We start from the raw sequence: 15,402 nt of genomic DNA, 5'->3' as shown, positions 1-15,402 counted from the left end.
TGCCCTTGCACTTCATCCGTTATTTCTGATTGGCAGAAACTACCTTCTCGACTTCCGCTGTCATCTCATTCTTGACCTCATCGAAGCTGCGGTTATCCAGAATGAAGCTGGCGAAGCCGTTCTCCACAATCGCTTTCAGTTCGCTGCCGTACGGCACGCTGAAGGAGTCAGGCATTTTAATATTCGGATCGAACAGCGTCTTGGTGAGGGAGGCGGTATCGATCAGGTCTGTATTTTCCCCGAAAAAGCTGTTGATCAGCTCCGCTCCGTCCACGCCCTTGAACGAAGGAATCTCCTTGGTGAACTTGTAGGATTCCTTCGACATCCAGCGGATGAAGTCGTACGAGGCTTCCTTGTTCGCTGATTTCGCGCCCATGGCCAGGCCTCCGCCGGAAATATTCGTCATGCCCAGCTCCTTACTGTCCACCGAACGCGGCAGCGGGGCGTACATGCTCTGGAACTCATGCGGGAATTTCTCCAGATTCAGCGCCGCCCGGACAGCATAGCTTGGCACCGCAAGCATACTGGCATTACCGGCAAAAAATTGCTGCAGCACATGATAGTTCGAGGCCAGCACATCGGCATACGGCTCCGCGCTCTTATCTTCCTTCTCCATCGTGCGGCGGAGGTTGAAGAAGTATTCGAAGGACGGATCGTCAAAAATCGGCTTCAAGTCGGCGCTAAGCTGCGGATGCGGCTTCTCGGTGTATGCGATAATGTTCGGATATTCGCCCCAAGTGTGGAAGTACGTTCCGTAATGCTCCGGAGTGGTCAGCTTCTTGGCATAGTCGCGGAAATCATCCCAGGTCCAGCCCATCTCAGGCAGGGTCAGCCCTGCGGCTTCCAGGTGATCCTTGTTGAAGACCGTCAGCCACTGCGTGGAACTGGGCAGAATGCCGTAGACCTTATCCTCCAGCTTCAGCAGCTTGGAATATTCATCCTCGGGAGTGATCTTTTCCTGTTCAAAAAAAGAATTAAGCGGTTCCACAACTCCCCGCGAAGCACGCTCCAGCAGCTCATCCTCGTTCCCGGTCATAAACACATCGACCACTTCACCGCCTGCGACCAGAATATCCAGCTTCTTCATGAAATCCGTGCTGTCGCTGTTCTGGACCAGGGATTCATATTCCACTTCCACTTTATCCTGAGCTTTGTTATATGCCTGAACGGCCTGGTAGATGGGCTCTTCCGGCTTATCGGCTTTGAAGGTGTAGAATTTGATCTTGGCTTTGCCAGCCGTCCCGTCTGTGCCGCTGCTTCCAGTACCCGGTTCAGCTGACGCAGACCCCGGCGCATCGGTGGCCGCTGAGCTGCCCGCCCCGTTCCCGCCATTTCCGCCGCACGCAGTGACCGAGAGCATAAGCATCACACTGGCGAGCATGATTGATAGTTTCTTCACAGCAATTCCCCCTAGTTTTATGTTTTGCAAGCTCATTATACAATTGAAGCCCCGCGCACACCGTGTACAGCTATGCGGTGTGCGCGTACACTTTTTTGACCTTTATCCTTTGACGCCTCCAATGGCAATCCCGTTAATGACCTGCTTCTGGAGGATCAGGAACAGGACCAGCAGCGGCAGAATTGCAGCCACGGAGGCCATCATCATGACGGAGATCTGCGTGCCGAATTCCTCCTTGAAGAACTGCATCCCCAGCGGAATGGTGTACAGCTTGGTCGAATTCAGCATGATCAGCGGCCCCTGGTAATCATTCCAGGTCCAGATGAACTTGATGATCCCAACCGTCGCCAGAATCGGGCGGCTCAGCGGCAGCACGACACTCCAGAAGATGCGCAAGAACCCGGCGCCGTCCAGCTCGGCCGCTTCCAGCATATCATTATGAATGCCGATCATGAACTGGCGCAGCAGGAAGGTGAAGTAGCTGGAGAACATCCCCATCAGAATCAGCGCGGCATGAGAGTCGTAGAGGCCGAGCTCCTTAATCATAATATAGCGCGGAACAAGCGTGGCCTGCTCGGGAATCATCATGAATGCCAGCATCAGGGTGAAGATCAGCGCCCGGCCTTTGAAATCCAGCTTAGCGAGCGCATAACCGGCCATAGCCGAGATGACGATGGTCGCCAGGGTGGAGATCAGGGCGATTTTGAGCGAGTTCATATAGAATAATCCAAATGCCACATCACCCATCCAGACCGCCTTGAAGTTGGCGATTAGATTCCAGTCCGTAGGAATCCACTGAATCGGGAAGGTCCAGACCTCCTTCTCCGTCTTCGAGGCGGCCGACAGCATCCACACCAGCGGCATCAGGAAGAATACCGAGCACAGAGCGAACAGGACCGTGAAGATCAGATTGCCGGGCTTAAGTTTTTTCATTGTCATTGCCTTTCGTTCCTTTCGCCTTGGGCTAGTAATGGACTTTACGGTTCTGGGTCATCCAGGTAATGGAGGTCACCAGCATAATGATCAGGAACAGCACCCAGGACATTGCCGAGGCATAGCCCATTTTGAAGCGCTCGAAGCCTTCCTCATAGATCTGGTACACGATAACAGTACTGGAATAGTTGGGACCGCCGCTGGTCAGGAACTTTATCATATCGAAGATTTTGAAGGAAGAGATCGTGCTCGTGATCGCCAGGAAAAAGGTAGTCGGCCCCAGCAGCGGCAGCGTAATCCGCCGGAACTGTCCGATCCCGCTTGCCCCGTCAATTGTCGCCGCCTCATACAGCTCCTCGGGAATATTCGTCATTCCCGCCAGGAAAATAATCATCTGATAGCCCAGCAGCTGCCAGACATAGATAATCATAATGGCAATCAGCGAGAAGCTGGTATCGACCAGCCAGCGCGGCGGTTCGGAGACCCCAAGCTGCATCAGAATCTGATTGACCGGCCCTTTGGACGGATGGTAGAGTGCCTGCCAGACTGCCGCGATGGCTACCGTGGAACAGATATACGGTACAAAAAAAGCGACCTTGAAAAACGTCTTGGCATACAGCTTCTTATGAATCAGCGCTGAGAGCACTACACCCAACAGCATCGTGACCGGCACGGTGCCCACGGTAAACAGTACGTTATTCTTCAGGGCCAGCAGGAAGCGGTTGTCCCTGAACAGCTCGATAAAGTTATCGAGGCCCACAAAGTTGATTGCCGACAACCCGCCGACCAGATTCCACTCCGTCAGACTGAGGAACAGGCTGAACAGCAGCGGGAACACCGCGATGACCAGCATCCCGATGACCTCCGGCGCAATGAACAGCCATCCGGCGAGCTGCTCCCGTCTCTTGCGCGTCCAATACGTGCCGGCTGCGGGCTTGGCCGTTTTTCGCGTAACCGCAGATTCACTCATCGTATTCTCTCCCCTGCAGTTTCTGCTTCCATATCCGGCAGATAGCCGCCCTCTTCCTTCAGACGGCTGCGCAGCCGGGAGACATCCACGGCATGCACATCGCCGCCGCCATGAGCGGCAGCCAGGGCTGCAGCGAGTCCGGCAGCTTCGCCCATCGCCAGACAGACTGGCATCACCCGGACGCTGCCGAGCACCCTGCGGTCGCAGGAGATCGAGCGGCCGGCGACCAGCACATTGCGCAGCCCGCGCGGCGTAAGGCAGCGGTACGGTATGCCGTGTGATTCTCCGGGCCCGTAGAGCGTAATGGCTTGGCTCGACCCGACGCCGCTCTGCTGCTCCTTCTGTGTGCCGTGCACATCGATGAAGTAGCTGTTGCGGCAGATCTCATTTTCAAAGCTCCGGCGGGAGATGTAATCCTCCGCCGTCAGAACGTAATCGCCAGTAATCCGCCGGGATTCCCGTGTTCCGATCAGTGTACCCGTGCTCATGACAACCGCATTGCTGAAGGCTGCGGGGTGCACAGCGGCCAGCATATCCCGGTAGGCAGCTGCCAGCTTACGCCCCTCTACCAGTGCCCCGGATACGGAGAAGGGATTCGTATTATCGACTCCCCAGAGATGCCCGGCATTGAAGCCTACGGCACGCGGAGCAACCAGTTTGTTGCACAAATGGGTGTCCGGAATTGCCGGATATTCCCCCGACCGGACAGCCTTATGGATCGGGCTGTGCGGGTTCTCCGCATGCAGCTTCGGCCCATTCTGATAAGCGTAATCATCCACGTTGCCAAGGATGAAGCAGTGGGTCGCCGGCTGAAGCTCGCCGGTCGCTTCGTCCCCCATCTGGTACTCGGCTCCGGCCCATGCGGCGACATCACCGTCCCCCGTGCAATCGACATAGACAGCCGCGCGGAAGGCCTGCAGACCTCCTTTGTTCAGGAGGAGGAGGGTGGTGATGTTGCCGTTGTCGTCTCTGTCCACATCCGCAAGGGTGGTCAGGAACAGGATATGCGCACCGGACTCCGTGACAAGATCGTCATAGACCCGCTTGAGCTTCTCCGGCTCGATCGGCACCCAGTCCATCGCTTCCTCCGGCACGTGCGGCATTTGTGCTTTCAGATTATTGAACACCTTGGCCGCCAGACCCCGGTAGACCATCTTCTCTTTATCTGAGAAGGGGCACCAGGCCGGTACCAGGCCTGAGGTTCCCATTCCGCCCAGGCTGCCGGTCGCTTCAACCAGCAGGGTCCGCGCCCCTTCTCTTGCCGCCGCCGCTGCGGCGGCGCAGCCCGCCGGACCGCCTCCGCCAACAATGACGTCGTAGGCGGTATTCAGCGGGATGGGTTTACTTTTAAGTGTATATGTTCCGTTCTCCATAAGGCCCTCACTTTCCCGGCAGACATCCCTCTTGTGCTGAAGCCGTCTGCCACTCTTCTATGTACTAATTTTAGCAAGAGACTTTTGTGAGTACGGTATAGCTTTCATACGGGTTGATGTGTATTATTTTGACTCTTTGGGGGTGATGTGGGCGGGCTGATGGGGCTGAGTTGGATGATCAGCCGATTCAGAGGGATTTATACACTTCATTTGCTCACCTGGCCCACTTTTGAGGAATTCAGGGGGATTTATACCCCTGAATCCGCAGAAAATCGGCGCGAGGCGGGAATCAGGGGCACTTCTGCTCTTCATTTGCTCACCTAGCCCACTTTTGCCGATATCAGGGGCATTTGTGCTCTTCATTCCCACGCAAAAAAAGGATACAGCCGCAAAGCATCAGTTGGTCAGGATTGCGGCCGTGCCCTTTGCTGTTATCTTACGCAAATTTGCAGAGATTGTTTCATTTTTATTTCAAATTTGACAGAATCGCACTGAGAATTAGGCCTGTGTCCAGCGCCATATCCTCAAAATCAGCCAGGGGCAGCGGATTCTTACCCACTCCCAGCTCGACGGTGAAGCCCGGCTTGCGGAAGCGCTCGATGAACCAGTCCTTGTACCCGGCGTCGCTGCCGGTCAACTCCACCGCCCGGTAGCCGCTGGCCGCTGCCAGCTTAACTGACCAATCCTTACTCTCCGGCGGCTCATAGCCCCGGTAGTTCCAGTAGATCTCAGCCCCCTGGCTGTGCAGCGAGACGGCCGCATCGCCCGGAACACGCTCAGCCAGCGCCGCCAGCGCCGCCGCCTCCGGCTCACTAAGCGGCGCAAGGCCGCTGTAATCGCGCGGAGCCGGGCCGGGCACCTGCCGCCGGGCACGTTCCTCCTCCCAGTGTGCGGGGAACTGGTCCCCCAGATCGACGCCGCGGATGTTCGCCTTCCAGTGCCGGAAGCTGCGCCTGCCGCTGTTCCACCTCATCAGCTGCGCATAATGAGGATGGTCCGGCATCGCCCCTTCCTGCACCAGTTCGACGCCGTCGGGATTCGCCATCGGCACAGCCCAGAGCGTCCAGTCCCGGTGCCAGTCCGCAGGCTGACGTCCGTGCCAGTCCTTGCCTGATTCATACGCGGCAGCATATTCTTCTATGAAGCGCATCAGACATGGGGCCGTCAGCCATTCGTTGGCATGCAGCGCGGCATTCACATGCAGGTGGCGCGGGCCGCTGCCGATCCGCAGCAGGCGGAGCGGCTTGCCGAGTACACTGTGGCCTATAACTTCGCTGCCGACACAAGAATAGCGGGCCGCAAGCCTTGCAGCATCCGCCTCTACCTCAGCCGGGCCGTATTCCCCGCGCAGATAGACCGCTGTCCCCCGGGTGACTGCCGGAATTACCAGCACCTTACCCGGCAGGCAGACGCGTCCCGAGCTTACCCCGGGATTCAGCATCTCCAGCTCATCTACGCCCACCCCGAACAAGGACGCGATGCTCTGCGCATCGTCCCCCGTCTGCACCGCATACCGCTTGCGCGGTGCAGACGGCAGGAACAGCACCTGGCCCGGATATAAGTAGGGCTGGCTTCCAGCCCATGGATTTCCTTGTATGACATGCTCCGGTGTCAATCCGTGTCTTGCGGCGATACGGCTTACGGTGTCTCCCCTGCGGGCAATGTATTGCTGCATAGGTCTCATCCTCCTGGCCCTCTTGTGCCTGCGTCCCTTACATCCTGCGTGATGACATGCGGGAACCGGCCCTCACGCCTAGTATATGAGCAGCAGCAACGTGTCATGTGGAAATGTAACAACTCGGAGGTGTGCAGAACTGTCCACGAAGAATCCAGCAGCAAAAGACCGGGAAGCCCTCCCGGTCTCATCTTCCGGACATTCCCTGCAAGGGGTTTGTCCCTATTCAGTTCGCCGCTGTAATGCTCTCATCCTACAGAGTGGATACTTGCCATACAACAGGTGTCCGGCTGATCTGCTCGCCCAGCCAGTCCCGGGCGATCCGCTGGAAGATCTCCGCATCTCCGCTGCAGAAGAACTGGTGAATCGGACTCTCATCCCCGCGCGCCAGCTGGCCTTTATCGTAGAGGATGGTGCTGATCTCCCGTGCCGTCTCATCCGCCGAGCTGATCAGCTTGACGCCGGGTCCCATCACCTTACCGATCGGCTCGACCAGGAACGGATAATGAGTGCAGCCGAGAATCAGCGTGTCAATCGGCTCATACTTGATGCCGTTCAGTGATTCGGCCACCGCCAGATGGCTCTCCTCCGAGCGGAATAACCCCTGCTCTACGAAGGGCACAAGCGCCGGGCAGGCTTGGCTGACCACCTGAACAAAGGGAGACAGCTGCTTCAGCGCCGCCGTATAGGCACCGCTTGTAATCGTACCAATTGTGCCGATCACGCCGACCTGTCCGCTCTTGGATGCGCTGATGGCAGCGCGGGCACCGGGGTGAATGACTCCGATCACAGGAATAGCTACCTTGGCGGAGATATAATTAAGAGCTGCTGCTGTTGCTGTGTTGCAAGCAATGACGATCATTTTAGGATTAAATTGAATTAAGTAGTCCACGATTTGTTCAGTGAACAATTTCACTTCCTCAGTGGAACGGGGTCCGTACGGGGCTCTTGCCGTATCGCCGAAATAGATGATTTTCTCCCGGGGGAGCTGTCGCATCACTTCCTTGACAACGGTCAATCCTCCTACACCTGAGTCTAATATTGCTATTGCCTGCTGCACGAACACACCGCATCCTTTAACTCGTTTTGTGTAGCTTATGTAAGGCTGGAATAATGTGTACCAGGATTTCAGCCCCAATTGCAGATAATACCCCATTTGCCGGTTCAGTTCAAGTAGGGAGCTAGAGGAGCCATAATACAGACCCACCCGAAGCCTGCCGTAACACGCAAAAGCCGCCTCCCGCCTGTTCAGCGGAAAACGGCTCCATATCTTTTACATCAAGCTTAGGACAGCTTCCCTGCGGTCTTGCCATCCTCGATAGCTTCAGCTACAGCTGTATCTGTACCAGTCACAGCTTCGATCTCAGCGTCAGCCACGGCGGCTTGCTCCGCAGCTTCATAAGCAGCGATCTCATCTTTTACAGCTTCCACTGCATCTGTGACCTCTACAGCCTGCTCAGCAATACCGCTTACTGTGGCTACATCGGCTTCTTCCACCGCACATTTAGCGGACTTGCTCCATTCCTTCACCTCATGCGCCACCGAGACAACCGCTTCTTTAGCCTTACCATAGATTTCTGTAGTCTTCTCGCTGGCTTGGCCGGCAATCACCTGAACCTTATCCACCGCTTCCGTTGTGCCTTCGGCAATATCCTTACGCAGCTCCTTACCCGGCTTAGGGGCGAACAGCAGCGCTGTCACCGATCCTACAATACTGCCGGCAAGTACGCCCCAGAGCAAGCTTTTGCTATCTTTTTTCATCATCAATCTCTCCTTTGGATTCTATTGTGCCTCTGCCCGGCCACCCGGGCGATCGCCTATTTCTGCTATATCATAAGCATAGAGAGGATGTCCTGTGACTGCTCAGCCCTTGATTTCGGAAGTTTTCTGCTTGGGATTCGGCGTGATAGCATACCGGCAGCATTGGCCGCCCTCCGCCATACACTCACTGCGGGTCACCTTCGCCTCCAGCAGCTCCTCGAACAAATGCTGCTCGCACTGGCAGGCCTTGCGGTACTGGGCAGCTACCTGACGGATGGGACAATTATACTCCCGCAGTGTGTACGAGCCGTCCTCTTCCTTGCTCCACTCCGCCATATAGCCCCCGGCATTCTGAATCGTTGACAGCTCCGCAACCCGTTCCTCCAGCTCACGGCTCTGCATCATAGGGCTGTACTGGGCAAGCATCCGCCGCTTACGGCCTTCAAACAGCATATTGACCGCATCCACACCGCTCCCGTGGTCCAGCTCCCGCAGCAGCTCCAGCGCCAGATTGTGATAGCTTTTGGGAAAATGATCCTCCGCCCGCTCGGTAAGCGAATATACATGCATCGGACGTCCCATGGCCTGGCGCACGACCTTGGTCCTTACAAGCGACTCCTGCTCCAGCTGAAGCACATGGCGGCGGACACCCATCTCGGTAATTCCCAACTCTTCAGCAAGAGCGCTGATCGTCAGCGGACCTCTCATCTTCAGCAGCGTCATAATCATCCGCCGGGTTGAACCGCTCTCCTGACTCTTCTTCGCCATAAAGGACCTCCTTTCTGTCTGATTGCACACGGCTCCGGCTTCAGCTAGCCCGTGACTCCGCTGCCCAGCTCCTGATCCAGATACCGGCGCACCTCACAGGCGAATTTGTCCAGAATATCCGGCAGCGTCCGGGTCATGGGGTGCAGATTCTTGCGTTCCCACACGAAATAATCCTGAACCAGCGGCTTGCGCAAAGCCACAAGCGAAGTCAAATCCTCGTAGATCCCGCTGTCTCCCAGCACCTTTTCCTCATGAATAATAGATATAATATCTTCGTAGCTTCCTGCATCACGCATAATGAACCCGTCAATCAGACAGCTGCCCACATCCGTCACGACTTCAACGGCCAGATGTAAGCACCGTTCCTGCACCAGACCCAGCAGCGTACTGCCGTCCCAGGAAGAAGCTGCATGTGCTAGACCTTCATTAAGATCAGGGATCTGTTCAAGAATAACTTCTATTTGCTTCCGGTTGACATAATACACAGCTGACCCTCCACCCTGCGGTATTTAGTGACCTTCCCTAACATGAACTGCCGTTATTTCCCCCGCCTGCCCCGGCGCTTCAGCCAGAACACCATCACGACACACGCCGCCATAAAAACAATCAGATACGTCAATGCTTCCATCGGATACTCAAGCTCGCGCATTCCGCTCACCGCTTTCCGTGCTTAATGGGTTCCAGCCTTCCAAGTACATGCAGTCTCAGATCTCGTAATCGACTGCTACCGACAGTTCCTTGACCTCGTTAATATGGGCAATGACTTCCTTGTGGGCCGGATGCACCTGATACGCCTGCAGATCTTCCATCGAGGCCACAACGGTGACCAGGGCGATATCGAACGAACGCTCCGAGTGAATCAGATCGGCTCCGACTTCAATGGACAACAGCTGCGGAATTCTTCCTTCCATATTACGGAGGACTGCAACAGTCTCTGCGACCTTGTCCGGGGACCGGTCCTTTAATTTGAAGAAAACAATATGCTTGATCATCTATCCCGCTCCCAGCCTGTTTAATGTGAAATTGATTACTAAAAATATATCATAAACCGCAGCATTACTGAAACAATCTTGGTTCATGACCAAAACAGGAGCTTTGTACTCTGGACGAATGCCGTGATGAAATGGTAAAGTCATTACAGCTAAACTAGATGATCCGTCACTTCATTAAATCAGTACACCCGGAGGTATTATGGCTAAAAATCAGCAAGAAACACATAAAATTCAGGCCTGGTCTCTGATCAACCGCAAATATCTTGGACAAGGCGTACGGGTCAAAAGATTTCGCCGCCCCAAACGCAGCCAGATCCGCAACCGCGTTCTGCTGGCCATCCTGATGGCCAAGGACATGAAGCTCTCCCGGCTTGCAGAAGAGCTCTCCGTTTCCTCACGCAGCGTAAGCGCATGGGTATATGAAGGACGTATTCCCTCCAGAACCAATCTGGACAAGGTCTGCCGCCATTTAGGCTATCCGCCCCATATCCTGTTCAACGAAGCTCTTCTGCGGCAAAGTCCGATTGTGTGCCAGCCGACCCCATCCCGTTTCATGAAAAGAACGCTCGCCCATTCACCGCAGCATAACGCGATTCTGACCGGACTCTGCATGGTTTATGATTTCTCTGTAACCGATGTCAGCATCTGGATCGGCGTCCATCCCGGCACCTTCCGCAAGTGGCTGCATCATTGTCATCTGCCTACATTGGCCCTGCAAGAGAAAGCCGAGAATTTCTTCCGCATTCCGCGGCATATCCTGTTCGCCGACTGCGAGCTGCATTAACTTCATTAATAGGAAGCCGCAGAATGATTAGGGAACACGCACAGCATCAGTTTCACAGTAAGGTCCTTCTCGCCTCAGAGAGGGGCCATGTTGACGTTTCTTACGCAGAAGGCAGTTACCGTTTGAGCGCAAGGATCGTTCTTAGTATGTATTCATGAGTCCCGCCTTGCGGGCTCTGTAGTGATTCGCTAAAGGAACCTGTCTCCAGAATCTCCGTCCCTGCAAAATGCTCCCGCAAATCGGCATCGCTGAAGAAGTGGGCATATTTATCCTCTTTGTATTCAAAGGTGCCCGGCTCCAACTCTCTTCCGCAGCCGTTATTGGGGTCTTCATCGGAGAAGCTGGTGAAATAGAGCAGTCCTCCGGTCTTGACCTGACTGAGACTGGCCTCAATCAGCCTGCGGCGGTCCTCTTCGAGGAATAAATGCAGAACATCGTAGCAGTAGACAGCATCTACAGGCTGCCCAAGCTGAGGCTCCAGCGCCGAGCCTGCAATAAAGCTCGTTCCTGGGTCCCATGCTTCGCCCAGCTCCAGCGCCGGCTCACTTAACTCTATGCCGTATACTGTAAAATCAGCAGAGAATACCTTGGTATTCCGCCCATACCCTGCACCCGGAACAAGCACAGTGGATACTCCTGCCTTCTGAAATTTCCGCTTCGCCCATTCTGCCGACGGGCTGGGCTCACTCCCCCAGATCATCCCCTCCTGTGCAAATCTTTTACTCCAGTACTCTGTCATGCTGTTCCTTCTTTCTGTGTTCAGAATATGATCCTGCGTGGTCTAAAGATTAACGCCGCTTATTCCGCATGGCATTCAGCAGCTTCACTCCAGCTTCATCCCCGGTAGTGTAATAATCATACTCTGGAGACTCTTTGGCATAGAGTGCAATCTTCCCCTCAGCATCGTAGTGGATACCCCAGCCGTATTTCTTGGGCAGCATGGAGGCCCGCAGGCACGGATGATTCTTCGAAAACAGCGCTGCACAGATCTCCTCCCGGCGCGATTCACGCTCTTCTTCGGGAATGGCCTTGTGCCGCACATACACCTGGTACAGCAGTTCTTCATGGTTATAACGGTAAGGTGAGCCGGCCAGCAGATGATACTGGATAACATGAGCAGGCGGGAGCGGACGATCAGAGACAGGGATGGTTCCGGTCTCCACCGGGCAATCATCTGCAATCCGGATAAAAGTATCGGTATAGCTCATAGGTAAGCCTCCTTCTGTAGGACAATACTATCCTCCTATCATAGTCCACTCTACCCGATCCGGCAAAGTCTATGGACACAGCAAGACGGCTGGCTCCTGTAGCACAGAGAGATCAGCCGCCTTGCCGTTATAGCATCTATGAAGTTAACAGCCTACCAGCTGGACTTGGTAACGCCCGGAATTTGCCCCTTATGCGCCAGCTCGCGGAAGACGATCCGGGATACCTTGAATGTACTCAGATAGCCGCGCGGTCTGCCGGACACGCTGCATCTGTTCTTTTGGCGGGTGGCTGAGGAATCCCGGGGCAGCTTCTGCAGTGCAATTATATCGCCTGCCGCCTTCAGCTCTCTGCGCTTGTCAGCGTACTTCGCCACCAGCTCCTGCCGCTTCAGTTCCTTCACAACCTTGGATTTCTTGGCCACTATAGATCAGCTCCTTCGTTATTATTCGTTCAATGCCTGGATCAGCGCTTCAAGATTCTGCCGCATCAGACCTAGGTAATCTAGATTACGGGCAGCGTCTTCCTCTGTTAATCCTTCGATTGGATTCAGAACAGCGGTCTTAGCTCCTATTTCCTGGGCAATAGTATCGGCGACACTGGAGGAGACCAAGGTCTCAAAAAAGATCGAAGTCACCTTATTCGCCTTGGCGAACTCCACAATCTTAGCCATCTGTGCAGCAGACGGCTCCTGCTCCGGCGACAGTCCGGCAATCGGCACCTGCGTCAAGCCATATTGCTGTGCCAGATAACCAAAGGCGGCATGCTGGGTAATAAAGTCCTTGCGCTTCGTGTCCTGAAGCCCGGCTCTGAAATCCTGATCCAGCTTCTCCAGCTTGGCGATATAAGCATCGCTGTTAGCGTGGAAGGCCGCTGCATTTCCGGGAAAAGCTGCGGAGAGTGCTGCTTCAATGGTCTTAACCTCCTGGATAGCCATCACCGGGTCCAGCCATACATGAGGATCAAGCCCGCCATGATCGTGGTCATGGTCGTGGCCGTGGTCATGATCGTGGTCTGCTTCGCCGGCAGCGGAATCATTATGGGAATGGCCGTGACCGCTTCCTTCGGCTGTGGATTCATCATGATGGTCATGATCATGGTCCGCTTCACCCGCAGCTTCCTCCTCATGGCTGTGCTCATGTTCATGTTCTGTTCCTTCAGTAATCTGGAGTCCTTTACTCGCCTCTATCGTAATCAGAGCGCCTCCGTCCGCACCGTCCACAACCTGCTGCGCCCAGCCTTCCAAGCCTGCCCCATTATAGACAAGCACATCTGCATCCGAAATATCGGCCATATCCTTCGCGGTTGGTTCCCAGTCATGCGGCTCGACCCCGGGCGGAACCAGTACCTCCACATTGGCAAGATCGCCGGTAATGCTTTTTGTAAATTCATACATCGGGTAAAAGCTGACCTTAATGTTCAATTTATCCGCTGCCGGTATAGACGAAGCTTCGGCCGTAGCCGCTGGTGTTGCCGCCGGACTACTGGTAGAAGCGGACTTAGTCGCAGTATTGTTGCCGCAGCCGGAGATCACCAGCATGGCGGTCAGGGACAAGGCGGCAAGATGACGGATTCTGAATGTGGACGGTGCTGCCGAATTGGACTTTGCTATGGATTTGAAATTCATCATATGTTGTGAGACCCCTTTTCTTCATTAGCTTGAGATGAATACTGGCTGCGGCTGCGCAGCCTGATCAGCTTCTGCACCGCAATGGCCAGCAGCAGAAATAACAGCAGAATAAGTGCAATCGTGCCTCCTGGAGGCGTGTTGATATAGTAGGAAGCTGTAAGTCCGCTGAACACACCGGTCAGCCCCACGCTGACGGAGATTATGATAGCTGCCGTGAAGCCTGAGGCCATCCGCAGCGCAATGGAGGCGGGAAGCACAATCAGAGCCGATACAAGCAGTACTCCCACCACCGGCATGGCTGCGGCAACGGTCATGCCGGTTAGGACAGCGAACGAAAAGGACAACCACCCGGTATGGACACCGCTGATAGCGGCGGTCTCTTCGTCGAAGGTCAGGCTGTACAGCGGGCGGCGCAGAATGATGAAGTAGAGTAGACCGGCTGCGGCCACCACGGCAATCAGCTTAAGCTGAGTATCGCTTACGGCAACGATGGAGCCGAACAGATAAGAGCTGAAGCTCTTGGTCAGATTCTGCTTCAGACTCATCAGCACGACAGCCAGTGCCAGGCCGGAGGTCATAATAATGGCTACCGGAAGTTCGCTGTATGTACGGTAAGAGCGGCGCAGCTGTTCAATAATCAGCCCTCCTGCTACAGCTACAACAAAGCCGCTAAGAGCTGGATTCCATCCCAGTACGGAACCCAGGGCAACTCCGGCAAGGGAGACATGAGACAATGTATCCGCCATCAGCACCTGCCTGCGCAGCATCAGATACACTCCCAGCAAAGGTCCGATTAGTCCGATCAGGCCTCCTGCCCAAAATGCGCGTTGCATGAATTCGTAACCAAGCATGTCCAACCCTCCTGCTCCTTGCGTTCTAGCGTAATCACGGTATCCAGATAAGAACTTGTCTCTTCCAGGCCGTGTGTAACCATAATGACGGTCCAGCCATGGCGGCTGACATAATGCCGCATCAGCTCGTAGAACCCGATGCGGCTGGCAGCATCCATCCCCGTTACCGGCTCATCAAGCACCAGCACCTGCGGCTGCTGGGCCAGCGCACGGGCGATACAGATCCGCTGCTTCTGTCCGCCGGACAGCTCGCCGATTCTCCGGTTACGGTACTCCCACATCTCCACCTGCCGCAGGCTGCTCTCTACAAGCGCCTCCTGCTCCTTAGTGAAGCGGCGGAACAATCCCAGCCCTGAATAACAGCCGGAACGGACCAGCTCAATCACCTTGCTCGGAAATCCGGCATTGAAGGAGGCTACCTGCTGCGGCACATAGCCGACCTTGAGCCTGCCTCCTCCGGTAATTTCCCGGTTCAGAGTGACCGTTCCACTCCAGGGCTTCAACAGGCCCAGCATCAGCTTCAGCAGCGTAGTCTTCGCTGCTCCGTTCGGTCCGGTAATCCCTATGAACTGTCCGGCCTCCAGATCCAGCGACAAGCGGTCAATGACCGGCTCATCCCCGTAACCGAACACCACATCCCTGATGGATGACAAAATCATTATTCCTCCCCCTCTCTTGTCGGCCCGCCGTGCGCTGTAATCACGCTCCCGTGCCTGATTCTATTCCTAATTCTGTGCTTGGTTTCGAGCTTGGTCCTACGGCTGCTGCCGTAGTTATTGCTGCGTCTGGTGTTGGACCACTTGTTGGTTTGGTCCAAGTATGTTCCACGGATTAAACAAAGAAATTAGGCATTGATTTTATTCGTAATATTTACGATTTATATTTCAACTCCATTGATATTATCGTAATCATTACGATTTGTAAACCCAAATCTTCAAATTAATCGTAATCGCACTGATTAACCCTCTTCGACTTAATCCAGTGTGCGGCAAAACATCAAACTCCAAGCCATTCAGAGCGCATACATTCGGCCTATGCGCATCTGCGCCTAAACAATGTA

Annotated in this window: 17 protein-coding genes; 1 reads left to right on the top strand and 16 read right to left on the bottom strand. The window is 54.9% G+C overall.

Annotated features, from left to right (window positions below):
* Window positions 1-19 precede the first annotated feature (19 nt).
* The 10 genes from MKZ07_RS01815 to MKZ07_RS01770 form a co-directional block, all read right to left on the bottom strand.
* Window positions 20-1,399, bottom strand: coding sequence for an ABC transporter substrate-binding protein (locus tag MKZ07_RS01815; protein WP_051494122.1), 1,380 nt, complete (start codon window positions 1,397-1,399; stop codon window positions 20-22).
* 102 nt (window positions 1,400-1,501) lie between these two features.
* Window positions 1,502-2,338, bottom strand: coding sequence for a carbohydrate ABC transporter permease (locus MKZ07_RS01810; RefSeq protein WP_036702263.1), 837 nt, complete (start codon window positions 2,336-2,338; stop codon window positions 1,502-1,504).
* 25 nt (window positions 2,339-2,363) lie between these two features.
* Window positions 2,364-3,302 carry a carbohydrate ABC transporter permease gene (locus MKZ07_RS01805; protein WP_036702264.1) on the bottom strand — a complete coding sequence of 313 codons (939 nt, stop codon included), beginning with the start codon at window positions 3,300-3,302 and terminating at the stop codon, window positions 2,364-2,366.
* Complete coding sequence (locus tag MKZ07_RS01800; RefSeq protein WP_341024163.1) at window positions 3,299-4,675, bottom strand: FAD-dependent oxidoreductase; 1,377 nt, start codon at window positions 4,673-4,675, stop codon at window positions 3,299-3,301. Before MKZ07_RS01800 ends, MKZ07_RS01805 begins: the two co-directional genes overlap by 4 nt.
* A gap of 466 nt (window positions 4,676-5,141) precedes the next feature.
* Window positions 5,142-6,350 carry a M14 family zinc carboxypeptidase gene (locus tag MKZ07_RS01795; protein ID WP_341024162.1) on the bottom strand — a complete coding sequence of 403 codons (1,209 nt, stop codon included), beginning with the start codon at window positions 6,348-6,350 and terminating at the stop codon, window positions 5,142-5,144.
* A 253-nt stretch (window positions 6,351-6,603) separates the two neighbouring features.
* A complete protein-coding gene (gene racE / locus MKZ07_RS01790; protein WP_036702270.1) occupies window positions 6,604-7,410 on the bottom strand; it encodes a glutamate racemase in 807 nt (268 codons plus the stop codon).
* A gap of 224 nt (window positions 7,411-7,634) precedes the next feature.
* Window positions 7,635-8,114 carry a YtxH domain-containing protein gene (locus MKZ07_RS01785; protein WP_084649125.1) on the bottom strand — a complete coding sequence of 160 codons (480 nt, stop codon included), beginning with the start codon at window positions 8,112-8,114 and terminating at the stop codon, window positions 7,635-7,637.
* 99 nt (window positions 8,115-8,213) lie between these two features.
* The gene (locus MKZ07_RS01780) at window positions 8,214-8,879 is read right to left on the bottom strand and encodes a helix-turn-helix transcriptional regulator (protein WP_036702271.1); all 666 of its coding nucleotides are present in this window, start codon (window positions 8,877-8,879) and stop codon (window positions 8,214-8,216) included.
* Between the two features lie 44 nt (window positions 8,880-8,923).
* A complete protein-coding gene (locus tag MKZ07_RS01775) occupies window positions 8,924-9,364 on the bottom strand; it encodes a DUF86 domain-containing protein (RefSeq protein WP_036702273.1) in 441 nt (146 codons plus the stop codon).
* Between the two features lie 219 nt (window positions 9,365-9,583).
* Window positions 9,584-9,871, bottom strand: coding sequence for a Dabb family protein (locus MKZ07_RS01770; RefSeq protein ID WP_036702274.1), 288 nt, complete (start codon window positions 9,869-9,871; stop codon window positions 9,584-9,586).
* A gap of 199 nt (window positions 9,872-10,070) precedes the next feature.
* Here MKZ07_RS01770 and MKZ07_RS01765 point away from each other — a divergent pair, with 199 nt between their 5' ends.
* Complete coding sequence (locus MKZ07_RS01765; protein WP_036702276.1) at window positions 10,071-10,655, top strand: helix-turn-helix domain-containing protein; 585 nt, start codon at window positions 10,071-10,073, stop codon at window positions 10,653-10,655.
* Between the two features lie 115 nt (window positions 10,656-10,770).
* Here MKZ07_RS01765 and MKZ07_RS01760 read toward each other — a convergent pair whose 3' ends face one another.
* From MKZ07_RS01760 to MKZ07_RS01735, 6 genes are all read right to left on the bottom strand, one after another.
* Window positions 10,771-11,394 (bottom strand): class I SAM-dependent methyltransferase, encoded by a 624-nt coding sequence (locus tag MKZ07_RS01760; protein ID WP_341024159.1) that lies wholly within the window; start codon window positions 11,392-11,394, stop codon window positions 10,771-10,773.
* Between the two features lie 49 nt (window positions 11,395-11,443).
* Window positions 11,444-11,863 carry a DUF6157 family protein gene (locus tag MKZ07_RS01755; protein WP_341024158.1) on the bottom strand — a complete coding sequence of 140 codons (420 nt, stop codon included), beginning with the start codon at window positions 11,861-11,863 and terminating at the stop codon, window positions 11,444-11,446.
* A 152-nt stretch (window positions 11,864-12,015) separates the two neighbouring features.
* Window positions 12,016-12,285 carry a 30S ribosomal protein S14 gene (gene rpsN / locus MKZ07_RS01750; RefSeq protein WP_036702280.1) on the bottom strand — a complete coding sequence of 90 codons (270 nt, stop codon included), beginning with the start codon at window positions 12,283-12,285 and terminating at the stop codon, window positions 12,016-12,018.
* Between the two features lie 21 nt (window positions 12,286-12,306).
* On the bottom strand, window positions 12,307-13,491 hold the full coding sequence (locus tag MKZ07_RS01745; RefSeq protein WP_341024156.1) for a metal ABC transporter substrate-binding protein: 1,185 nt from the start codon (window positions 13,489-13,491) through the stop codon (window positions 12,307-12,309).
* Window positions 13,488-14,348: a metal ABC transporter permease gene (locus tag MKZ07_RS01740; RefSeq protein ID WP_036702281.1), complete on the bottom strand. Its 861-nt coding sequence runs from the start codon at window positions 14,346-14,348 to the stop codon at window positions 13,488-13,490. Before MKZ07_RS01740 ends, MKZ07_RS01745 begins: the two co-directional genes overlap by 4 nt.
* Complete coding sequence (locus tag MKZ07_RS01735) at window positions 14,294-15,001, bottom strand: metal ABC transporter ATP-binding protein (protein ID WP_036702282.1); 708 nt, start codon at window positions 14,999-15,001, stop codon at window positions 14,294-14,296. Before MKZ07_RS01735 ends, MKZ07_RS01740 begins: the two co-directional genes overlap by 55 nt.
* Between the last annotated feature and the right edge of the window lie 401 nt (window positions 15,002-15,402).

It is taken from the genome of Paenibacillus sp. FSL P4-0338 (assembly GCF_038002365.1).
Classification (GTDB): domain Bacteria; phylum Bacillota; class Bacilli; order Paenibacillales; family Paenibacillaceae; genus Paenibacillus_AQ.
This window is presented reverse-complemented; position numbering and strand designations above follow the sequence as displayed.

Coding starts and splice junctions, on each gene's coding strand:
- MKZ07_RS01735 (WP_036702282.1), bottom strand. CDS start 15,001: ATGATTTTGTCATCCATCAGGGATGTGGTGTTCGGTTACGGGGATGAG.
- MKZ07_RS01765 (WP_036702276.1), top strand. CDS start 10,071: ATGGCTAAAAATCAGCAAGAAACACATAAAATTCAGGCCTGGTCTCTG.
- MKZ07_RS01760 (WP_341024159.1), bottom strand. CDS start 11,394: ATGACAGAGTACTGGAGTAAAAGATTTGCACAGGAGGGGATGATCTGG.
- MKZ07_RS01805 (WP_036702264.1), bottom strand. CDS start 3,302: ATGAGTGAATCTGCGGTTACGCGAAAAACGGCCAAGCCCGCAGCCGGC.
- MKZ07_RS01780 (WP_036702271.1), bottom strand. CDS start 8,879: ATGGCGAAGAAGAGTCAGGAGAGCGGTTCAACCCGGCGGATGATTATG.
- MKZ07_RS01755 (WP_341024158.1), bottom strand. CDS start 11,863: ATGAGCTATACCGATACTTTTATCCGGATTGCAGATGATTGCCCGGTG.
- MKZ07_RS01810 (WP_036702263.1), bottom strand. CDS start 2,338: ATGACAATGAAAAAACTTAAGCCCGGCAATCTGATCTTCACGGTCCTG.
- MKZ07_RS01745 (WP_341024156.1), bottom strand. CDS start 13,491: ATGATGAATTTCAAATCCATAGCAAAGTCCAATTCGGCAGCACCGTCC.
- MKZ07_RS01800 (WP_341024163.1), bottom strand. CDS start 4,675: ATGGAGAACGGAACATATACACTTAAAAGTAAACCCATCCCGCTGAAT.
- MKZ07_RS01770 (WP_036702274.1), bottom strand. CDS start 9,871: ATGATCAAGCATATTGTTTTCTTCAAATTAAAGGACCGGTCCCCGGAC.
- MKZ07_RS01785 (WP_084649125.1), bottom strand. CDS start 8,114: ATGATGAAAAAAGATAGCAAAAGCTTGCTCTGGGGCGTACTTGCCGGC.
- MKZ07_RS01795 (WP_341024162.1), bottom strand. CDS start 6,350: ATGCAGCAATACATTGCCCGCAGGGGAGACACCGTAAGCCGTATCGCC.